Source organism: Mesonia aquimarina (genome assembly GCF_003667275.1).
GTDB classification, from domain to species: Bacteria; Bacteroidota; Bacteroidia; order Flavobacteriales; family Flavobacteriaceae; genus Mesonia; species Mesonia aquimarina.
The window spans coordinates 76,240-90,518 of record NZ_RCNV01000008.1 but is presented as its reverse complement, the minus strand read 5'-3'; the positions used below and the strand labels follow the sequence as shown (position 1 = coordinate 90,518).

General features: G+C 34.3%; 14 protein-coding genes and 1 tRNA gene. 13 read left to right on the top strand and 2 right to left on the bottom strand.

All coding sequences use genetic code 11. The annotated features are described in order from the left end of the window. From D9R05_RS11080 to D9R05_RS11030, 10 genes are all read left to right on the top strand, one after another. Positions 1–744, top strand: a complete 744-nt coding sequence (locus tag D9R05_RS11080) for a hypothetical protein (protein WP_121667295.1) — start codon at positions 1–3, stop codon at positions 742–744. Beyond that, positions 744–1,202 carry a hypothetical protein gene (locus D9R05_RS11075; RefSeq protein WP_121667294.1) on the top strand — a complete coding sequence of 153 codons (459 nt, stop codon included), beginning with the start codon at positions 744–746 and terminating at the stop codon, positions 1,200–1,202. Before D9R05_RS11080 ends, D9R05_RS11075 begins: the two co-directional genes overlap by 1 nt. A gap of 4 nt (positions 1,203–1,206) precedes the next feature. After that, on the top strand, positions 1,207–1,557 hold the full coding sequence (locus D9R05_RS11070; RefSeq protein ID WP_121667293.1) for a hypothetical protein: 351 nt from the start codon (positions 1,207–1,209) through the stop codon (positions 1,555–1,557). 2 nt (positions 1,558–1,559) lie between these two features. Beyond that, on the top strand, positions 1,560–2,162 hold the full coding sequence (locus D9R05_RS11065) for a transglycosylase SLT domain-containing protein (RefSeq protein ID WP_121667292.1): 603 nt from the start codon (positions 1,560–1,562) through the stop codon (positions 2,160–2,162). 1 nt (position 2,163) lies between these two features. Beyond that, positions 2,164–2,412 (top strand): hypothetical protein, encoded by a 249-nt coding sequence (locus D9R05_RS11060; RefSeq protein ID WP_121667291.1) that lies wholly within the window; start codon positions 2,164–2,166, stop codon positions 2,410–2,412. A 2-nt stretch (positions 2,413–2,414) separates the two neighbouring features. After that, positions 2,415–5,423: a hypothetical protein gene (locus D9R05_RS11055; protein ID WP_121667290.1), complete on the top strand. Its 3,009-nt coding sequence runs from the start codon at positions 2,415–2,417 to the stop codon at positions 5,421–5,423. 245 nt (positions 5,424–5,668) lie between these two features. Continuing rightward, positions 5,669–5,857 (top strand): hypothetical protein, encoded by a 189-nt coding sequence (locus D9R05_RS11045; RefSeq protein ID WP_162984958.1) that lies wholly within the window; start codon positions 5,669–5,671, stop codon positions 5,855–5,857. Further along, positions 5,857–6,474, top strand: coding sequence for a hypothetical protein (locus tag D9R05_RS11040; RefSeq protein ID WP_121667287.1), 618 nt, complete (start codon positions 5,857–5,859; stop codon positions 6,472–6,474). The genes D9R05_RS11045 and D9R05_RS11040 overlap by 1 nt, the downstream gene beginning before the upstream one ends. Then, positions 6,471–6,935 carry a hypothetical protein gene (locus D9R05_RS11035; protein WP_121667286.1) on the top strand — a complete coding sequence of 155 codons (465 nt, stop codon included), beginning with the start codon at positions 6,471–6,473 and terminating at the stop codon, positions 6,933–6,935. Before D9R05_RS11040 ends, D9R05_RS11035 begins: the two co-directional genes overlap by 4 nt. A gap of 17 nt (positions 6,936–6,952) precedes the next feature. After that, positions 6,953–10,210 carry a zincin-like metallopeptidase domain-containing protein gene (locus D9R05_RS11030; protein WP_121667285.1) on the top strand — a complete coding sequence of 1,086 codons (3,258 nt, stop codon included), beginning with the start codon at positions 6,953–6,955 and terminating at the stop codon, positions 10,208–10,210. 136 nt (positions 10,211–10,346) lie between these two features. On the opposite strand, the gene D9R05_RS11025 is transcribed toward D9R05_RS11030, so the two are convergent. Both D9R05_RS11025 and D9R05_RS11020 read right to left on the bottom strand, forming a co-directional pair. Next, positions 10,347–11,654, bottom strand: a complete 1,308-nt coding sequence (locus tag D9R05_RS11025) for a tyrosine-type recombinase/integrase (RefSeq protein WP_121667284.1) — start codon at positions 11,652–11,654, stop codon at positions 10,347–10,349. Between the two features lie 61 nt (positions 11,655–11,715). Continuing rightward, a tRNA-Leu gene (locus tag D9R05_RS11020) sits at positions 11,716–11,797 on the bottom strand. A gap of 144 nt (positions 11,798–11,941) precedes the next feature. Between D9R05_RS11020 and D9R05_RS11015 the strand changes: the two genes are divergently transcribed. The 3 genes from D9R05_RS11015 to pth all read left to right on the top strand — a co-directional run bounded on the left by D9R05_RS11015 (position 11,942) and on the right by pth (position 14,266). Continuing rightward, positions 11,942–12,883: a ribose-phosphate pyrophosphokinase gene (locus tag D9R05_RS11015; RefSeq protein WP_121667283.1), complete on the top strand. Its 942-nt coding sequence runs from the start codon at positions 11,942–11,944 to the stop codon at positions 12,881–12,883. Between the two features lie 29 nt (positions 12,884–12,912). Next, positions 12,913–13,560 (top strand): 50S ribosomal protein L25/general stress protein Ctc, encoded by a 648-nt coding sequence (locus D9R05_RS11010; RefSeq protein WP_121667282.1) that lies wholly within the window; start codon positions 12,913–12,915, stop codon positions 13,558–13,560. A 76-nt stretch (positions 13,561–13,636) separates the two neighbouring features. After that, positions 13,637–14,266 (top strand): aminoacyl-tRNA hydrolase, encoded by a 630-nt coding sequence (gene pth / locus D9R05_RS11005; protein WP_121667281.1) that lies wholly within the window; start codon positions 13,637–13,639, stop codon positions 14,264–14,266. Positions 14,267–14,279: the final 13 nt, after the last annotated feature.

The following is a 14,279-nucleotide window of genomic DNA, read 5'->3' as shown; positions in this document are numbered from 1 at the left end:
ATGCTATTAGCCAATCCTTTTGCCATAGGAAGCCTAGCCTTAACGGCACTATCTACCGGAGAAAAAGCCAAATCTTTTATCAAAGATAATGGTAAAACTATTGTGGTAGGTGGTGCTGCATTGGTAGGTGGTTATTTTATTTATAAGCATCTAACCGATAAACCTACCAGCATTACCATAAGAGAAGATCAAAGCAAAACGCCTTCTTCTTTATCTAGTTTTGATGCAAAACAGGCAGCCGATACACTTTATGAAGCGATGCGTTATCCGGGAACAGATACCCAAGATATTTATGAAGTCTTAGACGGAAAAACCTACAACGATTTTGTAAAAATATCAAATGCCTTTGGTAAGAAGTATTATCAAAAGCAGCTGGGGGCTGACGGTGGTTCTTGGATTGACAACGCATACGGGTTATACGAATGGCTAAGGTTTGAACTAGACAATGATGAAATTAAGCACCTTCAGCAAATAGCACCGCAAGTAATTACAACGGCTATGCCGATTAATGTAGGTAGCAAAGTAGCTTCAAACGTACAAGGTTTAGCAGTTTACGAAGCTGAAGAAGTCAACAATCTTTGGCAGAAAGGGGCTTTTTCTCAAAACTACAATAAGGGAGACAAAATCGGAACGGTAGAAAAATTAATCCCGGACGGAAACGGCGGTGAAATTGCAATTATTGATAAGGGCGTTTTTTCGTGGACGGAAGTCATGGCAAATGTTAATGATTTAATTGTAGCGTAATGGAGGAATTAAGCAAAAAAGTACAGTTTTTAGACGCTAATTTACAACCGATTAGCAACGTTTACGTGCAGCCAAAATACGGTAATTCTGTAAGTGGTTCAAATGGTTATGCAGTTGTTTCCGTAGAAAATGAAAATGAACAAATAAGCATTACGCCTTATGGTTTAGAAAGCTTTTCTGTTGCTTATCATAAGCTTAAAAGCCCGGTTATTATTACTAAAAATAACGGACGTTTTACTATCGCCACAAAACAGCAACCGAAAACTGAAAACCAGCAACAAACGGCAAGCATAACGGAAAATCAAACCGAAAACCAGCCAACACAAACCGTGAATCAAACCGCAGAACAAACCGCCACGGTTTCAGGCGAAAAGTCAATTATTCAAAAGCATTGGGGCAAAATGGCTTTAGGAGCTTTAGGCTTATTTATGATCGCAAATAACAACAAAGAAAAATAATCTTATGCCAACCAAAACTATAACCATACTAGACAGTAATGGCAACGCTTTAGAAGGAGCGCACATTATTCCCGAAAATGGCGAGCCAACTATTTCGGATAAAAACGGAATGGCTACCGTAAGCGTAGCAAATGCAAATAACGATTGGGTTAAAATCACCCACGTTAGCGGAGCAACCGCCAATTTACCATTTGCTGATATTGACGAAATGATACACTTAGGCGATAATGAGCTTCAGGCTGTTACCATTACACCGAAAAAAAAAAGCTTGTTCCCCTTGCTGCTTATCGCAAGCGCAATAGGGCTGGCAATACATCATCAAGCAAAAAATCAACCGGTAAAAGTAACACTATAGAAATGCTTATATACGAAGAAAATATACCGTCAAGTTATCGAACTGCATTTGTGGCAAAGCTTAAACAAATAAGCAAGGAATTAGGTATTAATCCTAATTGGCTTATGGCTGTAATTAATTGGGAGAGTGCGAAAAGTTTTAGCCCTTCAATTAAAAATCCTTATACCGATGCTACCGGTTTAATTCAGTTTATGCCGAATACAGCTATTGATTTAGGTACTACAATAGAACAACTTGCACAAATGAGTGCTATTGAGCAATTGGATTGGGTAAAAAAATATTACGCTCCGTATAAAAGTAAATTAAAGCGTTATACAGATTTATACTTAACAACCTTTTATCCGGCAGCCGTTGGCAAACCTTCAAACTATATTTTAGGAAGTAGCCAATATTGGCAAAAAAAAATAGCAGAACAAAACCCGGCTTTTGATCCTAACAAAGATCAAAAAGTAACTAAAGGCGAAATTGAAGAAAGTATGCTTTCTAAGATTCCCGATTTATGGAAAGGCGAGTTTTTAAAAAACACGCTATCCATAGGATTAATTGGAGTTTCACTTTTAGCCGGAGTAGCCTTATTATCATACAAATTAATAAACCAATCTTAATATGCCCGGATTTATATTTATGCCTAATGTTTCAGGTGGCGGAAATACACAAAACACTAATAAAATAGCTTACGGAAAATTTATTGTTTTCAAAAAAGAAGGTAACAATAATCAAGAAGCCATAGAGCAAGGCGATATAGTTAAAGGAATAAGCGAAAATATATTTTTTGAAGGAATTTATAAAGGTGGCGATCCTTTAGAAGTTACCGAAGCTAACTATCAATTTATTGTAAAAGATCAAATCGACTAAAAATGAAAAAATTATTTTTAATATTACTATCGGTATTTATTGTTTCAACTTCTTGCGCACAAGAAATTACAAAGGAAATACCAACAAAACTAAAGCTTACTAACCTAGCAGAACAAACCGAAAATGACAGAATTTTAGTTGTAGATCAAGACGGTTTAGTAGGTTATATTTTAAAGCAAGATTTAATTTCTGCTGCAAATGCCGGTTATGGTTTAGAAGTGGTAAATGATTCTATTAAGTTAGGAAAAGAAGGTACTTTTCAAGGTCAACCACTTAGACAGATTAATATTTTTGAAGGTTATAATAATTTTGCGTTGGGAGATATTAATAATGATAGTCCTTTATTTAATATTTTCAATGCTCCAACTAAAGGCGGTTATTTTGTTGCATCAACTAGGGGCGTTACGGTTACAGATGATTTTTCTAGTACAATACAAGGTTCTTCAGGTACAGATGAAAACAGTACTTTTTTAACTTCAAAAGTTGTCGAGCCAAACGGTTTTTCAGAGGAAACTATAAAACCAAAAAGCCACGAAATTGAAGTTTACTATGGAGATTCAGCCGTTAAACAGACAATAACGGATTTATCTTATATTATTGATAGCTCCGGCAGTTTTGCCGGTATTGAATATGCTGAAGATTATTCAGAAAATTTTTCTGCTAGAAGTTTAGTAGATAAATCTTATGTCGATAACGCTATTTCAAATTCAAGCGGTGGCGGTGGCACGTTAGAAGAAGCTATTTTAGCTAGTCCAATTGTCAAAGCTTTAAATGATACGTTGCATTTTGAAATGGCAAATGTAAAGTTAGACAGTCTTTCTACGCATCACGTTATTCAAGGTTCTATTTCTAAAGTTCACGGTGCTTCCGAATTTGAAGTTTTTGGAAATGCTGCTTTAAAGGCGATTAACGGTGCTAATGTTTTATTCGATCAAAGTTCAGATGTAGATGTACTTAATTCTACTATTAATATGACCGGAGATTCAAGTATCAATATGGATAGTAACGCTACTCTTAATATAAGCGGTTTGCCGGCTGTAGATATTTCTTCTACTAATTTAGATATAGGAAATTGGTTGAGTATGACTTCCGGCTCGTCTATGACTTTAGACGGTAGCGTAAATATTACTTCACAAGGAAGCACGCTTAATATGTCGCAAGGAAGCCAAATTAATACTTCACAAGGTTTTGGAATGACCGGAGATCAAGAAGGCTTAAAATACAACAATCCGCCTAGTTCTTATACTGATCTTACTATGATTAATAAGAGTTATGCTGATGATAATTATTTAGTTAATGGTAATAATATTGGAAATGTGGTTATTGAAGAAGAAACCGCTTCCCCTGCTTTATATTTACAAGGATATGGTAATTCTACTAGTCCTACTTTAAAGATATTTAATCATAATGACGGAAGTACTGGTTGGGTTACTCCCCTTACAATGACTAATGGTTTTATGGTAGATGATTCAAGAGCTGTTGTAAGACTAGGTAAAACACGTTCTTATAATAATTTAGCAAATTGGCTTTTTAAGTATAAAGGCGATTCAAGTGATGATAATTCAATGAGTTTTGGTTTTTGGGGTAATTATGATTTACTTGAAATATTTGGTAGTGGTAATGCTGCTTTTTCAGGTAGAGTTTCGGGAGCTGATGCTGTTAGTGCTGATGAATTTACTACTAAAAATCAATTAGATGCAAAACTAGATACAGGCGGTTATGCCGGTACTGGTCAAGATTTATCAAATCAATTAAATGGATTAAGCGCAACAATAAGTTCACTTTCAGCACAATTTGCTTCTAAAGGTTCTAATAACACTTATTCAGGCAGTAATACATTCGTTGGCAATGCTCGTTTTGAAGGTACTAATACTTATACCGGCAGTAATACTTTTAGTAACCCTGTTAAAGGTGCTGATGCTGTTAGTGCTGATGAATTTGTTACAAAAAACCAATTAGATAATGCTATTTCCGGTGTTGATACCGGTAGCGGTGGCGGTTCTACTTCTTACGAAAGTTATGACGAACGAGGTACAAGAGCCGGTAATGATTTAGTCGTGAATATTGGAGATTATGACGATTCTAGCAACGGCAGACGTTTACAAATTGATACTCAAAACGGTACGGCTAATTTTAACGGAGAAATAAGTGCAGATGTATTAAGGTCAGGTCAAGCAACAATTAAGGATGATAATTTAACTGCTAATAGAGAATTTCAATTACCGGATGAAGCTGGAACGGTAGTAACAGAAGAACGTTTAGACGGACTTGTATTTCCGTTAGGTGGAGATTATAATGATGTTCTTATTAAAGGTTTTTCAGAAGGACAATATTTTTGGGATGATAGTTTTTTACGTTCGCCTAGTCAAGAAAAAGAAAACTTTGTGTTATCTACAGACGGAAATGGGGATTATTCTTGGGTTGATAACGGTTCTGTACGGAGCTTTTCTGAAGAAATAGAAGAGGGTTCAATTAGTTTTAGTCAAGGAGCAAAACATGTTTATTTCTATAATGGCGCTCCCGGTGGTACGGTTGATATAGGTTCTTTAGGTAGTAATAATAGCTATAATATAAAAATAGTAGCTAGAGAAGATTTTGTTTTTGAGGAAACTTATTATGATGCCAACGGAGTTGGTTTATATGGGGAAACTATTAGAAAAGGGGAAATATTACACTTACAAAGTGATAGTAGTAGAAATTGGTTTCAAGTTAATGCGCATCCAAGTAAAACATCAATCCGTACAGAAAATGCTACAGACGGTTTTAATTTAAGCGCTAGAGATAATCACATTGTTTATTCAAATTCAATAGAAGCAGCTTTGCCAACCGGCGCAACATGGGAAGGCGTACAATTAACCATGATCTTTCAAGATGAATGGTGTTTTACCAATACTACCGGAGAAATTCTTAACCCGGACGGTTCAATATTTGAAACTTGCCAATCTACCGGCGCAACGGTTAATTTAATTTATCACGCCGATAAATGGTTAATCAAATCTATCAATCAATAAATCAATCAAAAAATGAATACTTCTAACGTAAAAACAGATAAAAAAAGCACTATTGTAGGCGTTATATTAATGCTGCTTGGCTTTGCCTTGCTTTTTATTAAAACTAATTACAATATACCTCAAATTGTGCTATGGCTGCTAATTATTGCCGGCTTCCTATGCCTTTTTGTGAAAGATAGACTTATAGATTTTCTTTTTGAAACGCTTAGATCATTTCGAGCTAAACACTTAAAAAAGTAATGAAAATGAGACTAACCGATTTAAAAGTATATATGGCACAAGCTACAGCATTTATTTTTTCATTCGCCCACGTAAAGGAAACCTTGCAAATTTTCTTACTGGTCGTTTCCATTGTTTATACGGTTTACAAATTTTCTAATGATTACCGGAAAAACCGCCAAAAAAAAAACAACGATTCTGAAAAAGATTTATAATGACTTTAAATTTACAGCCCGATTTTTCTAAGATGCTAAAAGCCCTGTTTATTGGGCTTTTGGCGTTGTTATTATTTGCTTGTAAGAGCAAGCAGAAAACCGTTACCCGGAAAGCTGAAACCGTTTCAGAATTAGAGCAAAAAGATATTGAAAATCAAGAGATCACAACGGAAACCGCTACGTTTAAAGAATTAGAAAATACACTTATAGAACGTGAACAAAAAGATACTGTTTCAGAGCAAAAAACGGAGTTAGAAGCCAAGCTAACGCCTATAGATACCACGAAATCAAGTAGTGCAACCATTAACGGAAAAACCTACACTTGGCAAAATGCTAATCTTGTTTTAAGCGAAAAAGAAACGGAAACGAACGCCGGTAGTTCTGAACGTTCTAGGCTTAATATTACTAAGAATACAACCGAAAAAAAAGATAAAAAGCAGCAGAAAAACAGCAGCGATCAATCGAGAAAAGAAACCGATAAATCAAGTTCAGAAATGAACAAGAAAAAAGATACTAGCGGTTTTAATTGGTGGTGGCTTTTGCTTTTGGCTATTCCGGCAGCTATTTATTTCATCTACAAAAAACGAACATCAATCTATAAAAAATTACTACCATGAAAAAATTACTTTCCATAGGCTTAATAGTGGGCGGTCTAGCGTATTACGTTGGTCGCACTAAGTTTGACGAGTATTCGCAAACCTTCGATAAAATGAGTGTTGAATTTTTAGGCTTGCAAAATGTAAAAATTAAAAATGGCGGTTTAGAATTTGAAACCGATTTGAAGCTTAAAAATGCTTCTCAAAAGCCTTTAGATTTTGATAGCAACAAAAATATTGTGCTAAAAAAAATACGCTTTTTCTCGCTCGATAATCAATACATAGGAGAAGCCACGCCTAATATTTCAGCAATTAGTGTACCGGCAAATGGAAGTGCAAAACTTGAAAATATACCAACCTACTTACCGCTTTCAGATTTTGGCGGAATCATTACTAATGCTTTAAACATTGTTAAAGGCGAAAAATTAAACCTACAAATAATTGTAGAAGCTTTAGGAAAAAATTACACGATTAACGCATAAAACACAACTAACCAACTATGAAATCAATTCAACAATACAACGGACTTAATGGGGCTTATACCAGTAGACAAGATGTAAAAGAAATTATAAAAACCGCTAAAAAAGAAGAGCAAAAGCATATTGCTGATAAACTTTTAAACTTACTGCGTTCTTATCCAAAAGCCAAAGAGTTTGAAATTGATCTAAGCGAAAAACAGGAAGAAATTTTGCCCGAATCCCTTTTACCGGGAATTGATTTTATGGCCATTCCTGAAGAAGGTGATAATCCCGGAATGGGAAAAGCAGTTAGTCCGGATGAAATTTACCAGTACATAACCGATTTAATGCTTAGCACTATTAAAGAAGTTGGGCATTTACCATGGCAAAAAGAATGGAAGGAAAGCAGCCTTGCTAATGGTAGTGAAGCAATGAACTGGAAAACAAAAAAGAAATACCGCGGCATTAATTATTTTCTGCTAAATTTTGAAGAAAAAATTATAAACGGTGAAAGGGTTATGTTGCCACGAAAATTTAAAAATCCGTTTTTTCTCACTTTCAACCAAATTAAAGAAGCAGGCGGAAAATTAGAAAAAGGCAGTAAAGGAGTAAGGGTAGTTTATTTTACTCGATTGTATAAATACGAACAAGCAGAGCCACAATTAAAGTTCAGCACATATAGTTTTCCTAAAATGGTAAACTGGCTAAAGAAAAACAAAAGTCAAATTCGTCTCCTAAATAGTTTTGCTCCCGAAAGTATCGCATCACAAAGCGCTATTCCAATTTTAAAATATTACAATGTTTTTTCTGCTGAAGATGTAACCGGGGTTGAATGGGAGATTCCTGAACCTAGAGAACTAACCGAAACTGAAAAAATTAATATTTCTGATGCAATAATTTCTAAAATGCCACAAGCTCCGCAAATTAACCATGGCGGTGGGCGTGCCTTTTATGTTCCTTCAGCAGATTATATTCAGATGCCAAATAGAACTGACTTTAAAAAGATACAAAGCTATTACACTACGCTTTTTCACGAAATGGTTCACAGTACCGGACATCATACAAGATTGGATCGAGAATTAAAAGGTAGTAAAAAAAGTAAAGCTTATGCATTTGAGGAACTCATTGCCGAAATGGGAGCGGTTTTTCTTTGTGCTGAAAGTGGAATTTTATTTGAGACCAGAGAAAACAGCGCAAAATATTTAAGAGGTTGGAACGGACGCTTAGTAAAAAAAATGAAAGAAGATAATCGTTTCTTTTTTCGTGCATCTAGCAAAAGTCAAGCAGCTGCCGATTATATTTTAGACAGAAACAAAGAAGGCGTACCGGCATATCAAATTGAACTAGAGAAAAAGCGCAAGCAAAAACCTGAAAAAAAGGAAGAAAAGCAAAAGAAGAAAAATAACGATATTGATAAATCTACTTTAAATCAATATTCAAAAGTTCACTTTGTTTTAAATGATTTACCTAAAAAATACGAAAAACGCATTTTTAATTCTTCCTTAGCTGAATTGCGAAAAGATGCTATTCAAGAAGAAGATAAAATTTTACAGTTTGCTGCTATGAATATGTTGTGGCTGTTAGATAAAAAACTTTTTGTACTACTTAATTTTAAACACGGTTACGGTAGAAATTCTAAAAAACAGCAACATAGAAACGTACCGGTGGTTTACCGTAAACTTTTAAAGAAAGGTTTACAAAAAATCGATAATGAAAAAGCCTTAAAATTTATACTGGAGAAGTTAAAGGAGTATCATTATGAAACCGCTTGGGAAGAATACTCCTTTAATGGTAAAAATGCAATTGAAATAAATAAAATTGTAAAATTCAACATTAGAAGTATCGAGCGTTTTTTAGAGAAAAATACCGAGCCTAAAAAAGAAGAAAAGCCTAAAAATTCACTTAAAAGTGAATCAAAACCAAAAGAAAAAATTAACGATAACGGTCAAATGGCTTTATTTGGAGCTTCCGATTTTTCAAGCCTAAAAGAGTTTGCAAAATATGCTTACGAATGGGCTAAAAAACATCTTACCGGGAAAACTTATTTTCATGATGAAATAAAAGAAACCGTGCATTTTAAAAATAGTGGTATTTACCACGCTATTAGAAGTAAAAGGAATCAATTGAAAATTCAATTGATTTTCAAAGCTATGGAAATGCTTAAAAACTCAACCTTCATAAAATTTGAAGAAGATAAAAAAGGACGAAAAGAAATTGCCGGCGTTTATAGAATGAAGTCCTTTACAGTAATTGAAAAAGTTCCTTATGAAGTAATTTTAACCTTACGCAAAGGAGAAAACGGAACAGTATATTACGATCACAAAGCAACAAAAATAAAAAAGCTTACACTCGATGCAGAAAGCGACTGTAAAAACAGTACCCAGTCTGCTGTTAAGCGTAAGCCTTTGAACAAAGATAATGAAAAAAAGAATGAAAGCTTAAATGCTCCACCAGAAAATTCAGAAAAAAAGATTGAAGTTGAACCTTTGCCAGTTAATTTGAATGATTGCGAAAATGAAAACTTACCAAGGCCAGCTGAAAAAGAAGTTCAACCTGTAGAAAGTAAATCCACGAGTTTAGCCAGCAGATTGCAACAAAACCAAAATAGAGATTTTGAAACTTATAAAATTTCAGATCCGGAAATTTCTAAGTTTTTAGGTAATGTCGAAATTAAGGAAAAAGATAGTATAGGTATAAGTATTACAGCTCCACAAGGTGCTGGTAAAACACGTTTTGCATTTCAACTGGTTAATGCTTTTGCTGAAAATTACAAAGTGGGTATTGCGAGCATGGAAGAACATCCGGAAAGTAATTTATTTCTTAGTAAAGTACCTGAATATATTTCTAAAACAAATTTGCACAATGTAGATGCGCCGGAAATTGAATCGATGCAGGATTTACATAAGCTAATTATGGCCAATGATGTAATTATGATCGATAGTTTTGAAAAGCTCAGAGAAATAGATAAGAATGTACAAGTTGACAAAGATTTACGTAAAAAATATAATGGTAAATTATTCATTATCATTTTTCAATTAACGTCAGACGGAAAAATGCGCGGCGGTTCAAAAAGTCAATTTGACGTAGATATAGTTTTAGAAACTGAAAAGTTTGATGATTACAAAGAAAACTATGTTTATGCGAATAAAAACCGTTACAACAATATACCGGCAAACGAATTAAAGTTTTCTATTTACTATCGAAAAATGTTATCATCCGCCCAGGAAGAAAAAAATAATTCAGAAGAAAATCCTGTTTCAAACAAACCTAAAATTGTGGCTACTCCAATTGAGTGGTAAATTTTTCATGAATAGTTGGTTAAAACCGTAACGATATCGTTACGGTTTTTTTTCTTATATTCGTAAACGTATCATAAAAATGATACTTTTCTACTAAACTCCGGGCGAAAACTGGTAATTATTTCCCGGAGTTTTTTTAAATATCAATTGAATAAATATCGCTATGATCGTCAGGAATGAAAGCCTGTATTTCTCTTAAATAATTTCTTATTCCAGTTTGTGATTTATGACCGGTTATAGGCATTAGTTTGATAATTATTTCCTGTTCGTTTAAGCCTTTCTTTTGTAAATTATTGAATAAATCTAAAATTGCCGTGTGGCGACAACTGTACAAGCCGTAATTATCAGTATAACCCAATTTTACCAAGATTTTTTTAAAACGTTTTCCTAACAAGGTAACTTTACTGCTCAATTTTTTGGTTTCCCAAATTGCCGGCTTATCGTATTTGGTTATCAAATGATAATTACCCGGATATTTTTCAAGCTCCATAGCTTTAATGACTGGCTTTAGTTTATCTATAATTCGAGAATATCCTAACGGATGATTTTTCCTTTCTACACCAAGAATCCAATCTTTTGTGTTTATATCTTCTACTTTTAGCCTTACAATTTCGCGAGGTCGCAAAATTGGGTAAATCATTAAACTAAGTACATTTATTAAGTATGGATCACTTTTTACAATTTCTTCCTTAATATCACTTAATTGTGAAACGGTGAACGGTTTATTTTTTACTGGTGTGCTTTTTGTTTTCGGAATATCATTCACAAAATTATGCGGAATAATTCGCTTATGCTGCAAAACGGTGAAAAGTGCCGATAACGCACGTTTGTAATTATCAATTGAAGTGTTTGAAAGTCCTTTTCCGCTGGGTTGCTTGTACTCTAATTGAAGAAAATCTAAATATCTATAAATATGTTCAATTGTTACTTTTTCAATCGACAAGCCTATTAAATTGTTGTTTTTAAGCCATTCAAAAAAGAAATTAAGTCTAACGGAATAATCATCTTTTGTCGCTTCTTTTACTTCTCGACTTTTAATTTCAAAAGCATATTGAAGAGCTTCTTTGATAGTTTTACTTTTACTATAATTGTCGGAATCACCTATTTTATTTTTTACTTGGTCTGGAATCCACCCCCTACTTAGTGCTAATTCTGTAGCCTTTACTATAGCATTTCCAGCAGCCTTTCTGTGTTTAACAGTTTTTAATCTATTTATTCCTTTTGTGAAAGTAACTTTAATATCAAACCTATCTGTTTTCGGGTTTCTCCAGTAAAAATAAACATACCATCTTTTCCCGGGTTTAGCTGAAGGCACTCTTTCACCGTTCTTGTTCTCGGTAGCTTTAAATAATTTAACTTCGCTATATTGTTTTTCACCCAAAATAATTTTTATTTCAATAGGGGCACTTTTAGGGGCACTTTCAATTTTATAGGCTTTTTTCATAACTCAAAAGTAAGCCCTAAAAACGACAAAACCCCTATAAATACAGGGGCTTTTAATTCAGTACTCGAGGCGGGAATCGAACCCGCACTTCCGAAGAAACTGGATTTTGAATCCAGCGCGTCTACCAGTTCCGCCACTCGAGCAAATTTGGATTGCAAAATTATAAAATAATTTTACATCTTTGCTTAAAAATATTGAAAATATTACTTTTTAGCTTCAAATAAATTCCTAAATTTGCAGCTTGTTAAAAGAAGCATATAAAATAACTTTTAGAAGCGTATCTCATTATGGTTAAAGCAATTACAGAAGCACAAATTTTCGCTTGTTCACAAAGCACAGAACTCGCTGAAAATATTGCAAAATCCTACGGAATTCCGTTAGGAAATGTAATTACTTCAACCTATAGCGATGGTGAATTTCAACCTTCGTTTGAACAATCTATTCGTGGAGCGCGCGTATTCATTATTGGCTCCACTCATCCGGGAAGCGATCATTTAATGGAAATGCTCCTAATGCTAGACGCTGCAAAAAGAGCTTCAGCAAGACATATTACTGCAGTTATGCCTTATTTTGGGTGGGCACGCCAAGATAGAAAAGATAAACCGCGTGTGCCAATTGCTGCAAAATTAATAGCAAAAATGCTAGAAACTGCAGGAGCTACAAGAATTATCACAATGGATTTACACGCTGATCAAATTCAAGGGTTTTTTGAGCGTCCAGTAGATCATTTATTCGCTTCCACCATATTTTTACCGCATTTAAAAGCTTTAGGATTAGACAATCTCACTATGGCATCACCAGATATGGGTGGCTCAAAAAGAGCGTACGCCTATTCTAAAACTTTAGAAAGCGATGTGGTTATTTGCTATAAACAACGCGCAAAAGCTAATGTAATTTCACATATGGAATTAATTGGAGATGTAACAGGCAAAAACGTTGTTCTGGTAGATGATATGGTAGATACTGCAGGAACGCTAACCAAAGCCGCAGATGTAATGATGGAAAAAGGCGCAAAAAGTGTTCGCGCAATTTGTACGCATCCGGTTTTATCGGGTAATGCTTACGAAAAGATAGAGAATTCAAAACTAGAACAACTTATAGTAACCGATTCTATTCCATTAAAACAAGAATCAAAAAAAATAAAAGTCGTTTCGTGTGCAGAACTGTTCGCTGATGTAATGAAAAGCGTACACGAAAATAAATCAATCAGTTCAAAATTTTTAATGTAAACTATTTTATTAATTAATATTTTTTAGAAATGAAGTCAATTACGATCAAAGGATCTAAAAGAGAAAGCGTAGGCAAGAAAGCAACAAAAGCCTTACGTAATGCTGGAGAGGTTCCTTGCGTATTATACGGAGGAGAAAACCCATTGCACTTTTCAGCACCAGAAGTGTCTTTCAACAGTCTTATCTATACACCAGATGTGCATACGGTAATTCTTGAATTAGAAGACGGAACAAAAGTGAACGCTGTCCTCCAAGACATTCAATTTCACCCAGTAACAGACGCTATTTTACACATGGATTTCTATGAATTCGATGATGATCAAGAAATCACGATGGAAATTCCTGTTCACTCAGAAGGCGTACCAAAAGGTGTTAAAAATGGTGGAGTTTTACGTTTCAATTTACGCCGTATGAAAGTAAGAGGTCTTGCAAATAAATTGCCAGATTATATTGTAGCAGACGTAACACCACTTAAGATTGGTAACAAATTATATGTAACCGCTGTAAAAAGTGATGATTATAATATTTTACACCCAGATAACACGGTAATTTGTCAAGTTAGAACATCGCGTAACATTGTTACTACAGATGATGATGAAGATGAAGTTGATGCTGGAGATGTACCTGCAACAGAAGTTAATGACGAAGGAGCTGCGGCTGCTTCTAATGATGGATAGAATCATTTTTTATCTCTTATACAGAAAAGCATCCTATAATTGGGATGCTTTTTTTATTTTTACTGAAAACTAAACAATGCTATCATTTTTCGGTAGAATTTTAAGTAAGAAAAAGAAAGATCAGGAAAGCGACAACTCCATGAAAAAATTTTTAGTGGTCGGTTTAGGAAATATCGGACCTAAATACCATAACACGCGACACAATATTGGCTTTAAAATTTTAGATTATTTAGCTGAAAAAGAAACCCTAACTTTTGAAACCGTTAAACTAGGCGATAGAACCGAATATAAATACAAAGGCCGCACTTTTATTTTACTCAAGCCAAGCACTTTTATGAATTTAAGCGGAAAAGCTGTTAATTATTGGTTAACCAAAGAAAAAATTTCATTAGAAAATCTTTTAATCATTACAGACGATTTAAATTTACCTTTCGGAACTATTCGGTTAAAAACCAAAGGAAGTGACGGCGGCCATAACGGATTAAAAGATATTCAGCAACAACTCAATACCAATAAATATAACAGGTTTCGGTTTGGGATTAGCGATGAATTCTCCAAAGGAAACCAAATTAATTACGTACTTGGCGAATGGAGTGAAGACGAAAAAAAACAAATGCCCGAACGTTTAGACAAAGCTGTAGAACTCATTAAATCATTTGGCACCGCTGGCATTTCAAACACCATGAATAGCTTTAACGGGAAATAAACGGAAGTATTTT